Source organism: Qipengyuania sp. (assembly GCF_043423005.1).
Classification (GTDB): Bacteria; Pseudomonadota; Alphaproteobacteria; order Sphingomonadales; family Sphingomonadaceae; genus Qipengyuania.
Genome location: NZ_JBHWMI010000077.1, coordinates 1 through 3,613, shown reverse-complemented (window position 1 = coordinate 3,613; position 3,613 = coordinate 1). Strand labels below are relative to the sequence as shown.

Sequence of the window (3,613 nt, the reverse complement as noted above, 5' to 3'; positions counted from 1 at the left end):
TTTTCGGGGGGGAGGATGGAAAATTCCGCGCCCGTTCCTGGCGATATGCTGTCCACTCGTCCCGCGATCTCAAGGTCTGGCAGGGCGTCAACTTCGAGCCTGACGCTCTGGCCGGCCCGGATGAGGCCGACCTGAGTTTCTTTGAAGTTCGCGGTCACGTAGATCGCGCTCACCGGAACAACCGTCATCAAACGTTGACCCGGTTGCACGAACTGGCCCACCCTCACCGAGAGATCGCCGACGCGGCCGGCCTTGCTGGCGCGCAGCAAGGTCGATTCAACCGTAAGGTCGGCTGTTTCCAGCTGAGCGCGAGCAGCGTCCGCCTGCGCCTGGGTCTGGCTGATCTGCTCGAACAGGGTCCCCCGGCGAGCGGTCGCGGCAGCCACCGCCGCCTGCGCAGCGGCGAGTTCGGCCCGCGCCTGCCGCGCCTGCGCCTCATACTGGTCTAGCTTTTCCCGCGGTTCGGCTCCTGTCGCGACAAGGGGCCGATATCGCGCCACCTGGTCGTTCGCGAGGTCGAGTGCTGCGCGCGCGGCGGCGAGTTGGCCCCGCGCCTGGCGAATGGCTGCATCCTGTTCGGCTACCTGAGAACGGATTGTGTCGGCACCGGCCAGGGTCGCAGCGATCTGTGCGCGCGCCTGTTGCGCTTGCGCCTGATAATCCCGCAGATCCAGTTGTACGAGGGCTCCGCCGCGAGCAACTTGCTCGTTCTCCCCCACGAAGACCTCTTCGACGTATCCCGCTACCTTGGAAGAGATAACGACGCTGTCGGCAGCGACATAGGCGTTATCGGTCGACTGCATGTACTGTCCGTAGGTTACGTGCCGGTAGTACCACCAGATCCCGCCAAGCAGCACGGCAAGACCAACGATGATTAGCACGATGCGCAAGCCACGCCGCGATTGCGGTTTCGTTGGGGTTGTGCCCTCCTGCTCCGGTTGGTTGGAGTTATCGGTCATCTGATTCTTTCGGCAGCCTCAGTAAAAGGTGAACGCGTCTCGCGCCCTATGAGCCGTGAGTCAAATAGTAAAGGCGTTTAGCAGTTTGCATTTGGGCATCCGAGGCTATCCGACTACACAGCGCTATGGATGAAAAACCAGATACCATGTCACGGTCTCAGCGTCGGCAGAAGGTCATCACCGATGATGACCGCATTCTCTATCTTATGGACGAGATCAGTCGCGGCGCGCGCAGAGTGTACGATGCGAGGGGCGCCAGGATCGGTCTCAATCAGACACAGTGGAGGATCATCGGACAACTTCTTCGCGATCCTGCCCTTACGCAGGCTGAAATCGCCAAGAAACTGGAACTGGAATCGGCGACCATCGGCCAGGCGGTTGCAGGTCTTTGCGCACGCGGGCTGATGAAAAGGCTTCGAGCTGAGACGGATCGGCGAGCGTGGCAGCTCATCCTCACGGAGCAGCTTGACGATCTGCTGCCCGAACTGAGAGGCTCCGCGGATAGGCTTCATGATCTTCTTTGGCGCGACATTGCCGCCGACGAGAAGCGAACGTTGCAGCAGATTCTTGAAAGGGTATCGAAAAATCTGGACCAACTCCGGGCCGAGGCTGAGTAAAATCATGGCATCGCCCCCGGATAAGCCTATCGGCAGCATCGCTCGCGCCGCGGAGATCGGCCAAATCCTAATGAGGCACGGCGCGAAAAATCTCGCCGGAGCCCTCGGATTTATTCCCTCTTCGAGCAATGTCATCGATCCTCGCGAATTTCGTCCGGCCGCAGTTGTCGCGTTCCTCCGTGACATCGGGCCAGTTGGTATAAAGCTGGGGCAGCTCCTCGCCACCCGAAGCGATCTGTTTACCGAACACTGGATCACGGCATTCTCAACCCTGCACGATCAGGTGTCGCCAGTGCGCTTCGCAGATATCGAGCCCGTACTTGCTTCAAGCTGGGGTGAGGACTGGCGGAACGACTTTGCGCAGTTCGACGAACAGCCTTTGGCGTCCGCCTCGATTGCACAGACCTATTCCGCCAAGCTACAGGACGGTAGCGAGGTCATCGTGAAGGTTCGCCGCCCGGGCACCGCCGCGCGCATGGAAGCCGATGTGCGCCTGCTTGTGCGTCTTGCCGAGATCGCAGAAGCACGCTCGCCTGACATCGCGCGTTACCGGCCAGTCGAGTTTCTGCGGACCTTCGGCCGCAATCTTGCCTGGGAGATGGACCTCGCTGCGGAATCCCGAGCCTGCGAGCGGATCGGCGCATATCTCGATACCATCGGCGTCAGGACCCCGGCCATCCATTGGGAACTGACCGGGCTGCGGGTGAACGTTCAGGAACGCCTGTACGGCAGGCCCGCGTCTTCGCTGGGCGCCTCATCGGGCGATCCGGAGGTGGCGGCGTTCGCCAAGTGCTATGCCAACGCAGTCCTGCGCATGATCATTCTGAACGGCGAATTCCACGGCGACCCTCATCCCGGCAATGTTTTCCTGATCGGCGAGCAGGATGTCGGCTTCATCGACTTCGGATCAGTCGGGACGCTCACCAAGACGAGGCGCGACGAGATCGTTCGGCTCGTGCTTGCGATCGCTGGCGAGGAAACGAGCGAAGTCGCGGATGTCCTGCTCGCATGGGCGGGGGCGCCGAAGGTGGATCGCGATGCGCTCGCGGTGGATCTCGATCATTTGATCGGAGAGTTCAGGGGGACCGTGCTTTCTGGAATCGAGTTCTCGCAAATTTTCTCCCGCGTTTTCGATCTTTTGCGGGATTATCAACTGGTCCTGCCACCCGATCTGGCCATCCTTCTGCGTACCTTGCTTACGGCAGAGGGTGTCGTCCGATCACTGGCACCCGACTATAACATTGCCGAGGACACCCGGCCGATCATGACGGAGCTTTTCGCCGAGCGGTTCTCGCTCGCTAGCGCTCGGTCGGGTTTGAAGAAACTTCGCGGTCAGCTGCTGGGGTTGTCGGCGTCCTTGCCCGACATACTTGCCACTGCGAACTCGATCGCAAAGTCAGGATATGTGCCGGTTCAGCTCGATCCGCTCAGTATCGAGCAACTCGCAGGACTTCGCAATGAGCGTCAGTCCTTGAAAGGCCCTCTAGCTGCCGCATTGATCGTGGCTAGCGCATTGCTTGTCGATCAATCCTGGCTTCTGGCTGGCGGCGCGCTTGTGATTGCTGGGGTGGTGCTCATCCGAAAATCATAATGAAGGAGCAACTTAATTCGTGCACGGTCACGTTACGGCAAAGCCGAACTTAATGAGGATTTCATACGCCGCACTTCAGCGACCAAGACGCATCGCGAAAAAAATTTTTCGACCCATTGCGATTGAAGGCTTATTTTCCTCAATCAGACGAAACTATGGAACGGCAGCTTTCAGGCTTGTCCTCGCCTGACTTTATGGCCGCTATTAGGGCGCAAAGGGGCCATTGCGCTGAATGCAACTACCGGCGACGCCAAGTTGAGCAGGTTGTGCCCGCCCGCGGCGGCGATCTCGAGCGCGCGCTTGGCGGTCTCCTGCCCTTTCACCTGCTTGAGGTCCGGCCCGAAGCCCGGCTCCTCGACCTCGCCCGGCGGGGGCTCGGGCAGCCGCTGGGTGCCCTTGAGGTGATTGAGCAGGCTGACGAGGTCCGGCGCGGCGATCACCACATA

The 3,613-nt window shown here is 60.4% G+C and carries 3 protein-coding genes and 1 pseudogene; 2 read left to right on the top strand and 2 right to left on the bottom strand.

Going from position 1 to position 3,613, the window contains the following annotated elements; genetic code table 11:
• The coding region (locus tag ACHFFA_RS10995; RefSeq protein ID WP_394270880.1) for an HlyD family secretion protein at nt 1-959 on the bottom strand (959 nt) is incomplete at its 3' end.
• 125 nt (nt 960-1,084) lie between these two features.
• On the opposite strand from ACHFFA_RS10995, the gene ACHFFA_RS10990 reads away from it, so the two are divergent.
• Entirely contained in the window at nt 1,085-1,576 is a 492-nt protein-coding gene (locus ACHFFA_RS10990; RefSeq protein ID WP_394270879.1) for a MarR family winged helix-turn-helix transcriptional regulator, read from the top strand.
• A gap of 4 nt (nt 1,577-1,580) precedes the next feature.
• Entirely contained in the window at nt 1,581-3,167 is a 1,587-nt protein-coding gene (locus ACHFFA_RS10985; protein ID WP_394270878.1) for an ABC1 kinase family protein, read from the top strand.
• A gap of 206 nt (nt 3,168-3,373) precedes the next feature.
• Here ACHFFA_RS10985 and ACHFFA_RS10980 read toward each other — a convergent pair.
• Nucleotides 3,374-3,613: pseudogene (locus ACHFFA_RS10980) on the bottom strand (ATP-binding protein); the annotation flags it as partial.

What these genes read in the sequence shown, in the direction of transcription:
- ACHFFA_RS10990 (WP_394270879.1), top strand. Translation starts at nt 1,085, where the DNA reads ATGGATGAAAAACCAGATACCATGTCACGGTCTCAGCGTCGGCAGAAG.
- ACHFFA_RS10985 (WP_394270878.1), top strand. Translation starts at nt 1,581, where the DNA reads ATGGCATCGCCCCCGGATAAGCCTATCGGCAGCATCGCTCGCGCCGCG.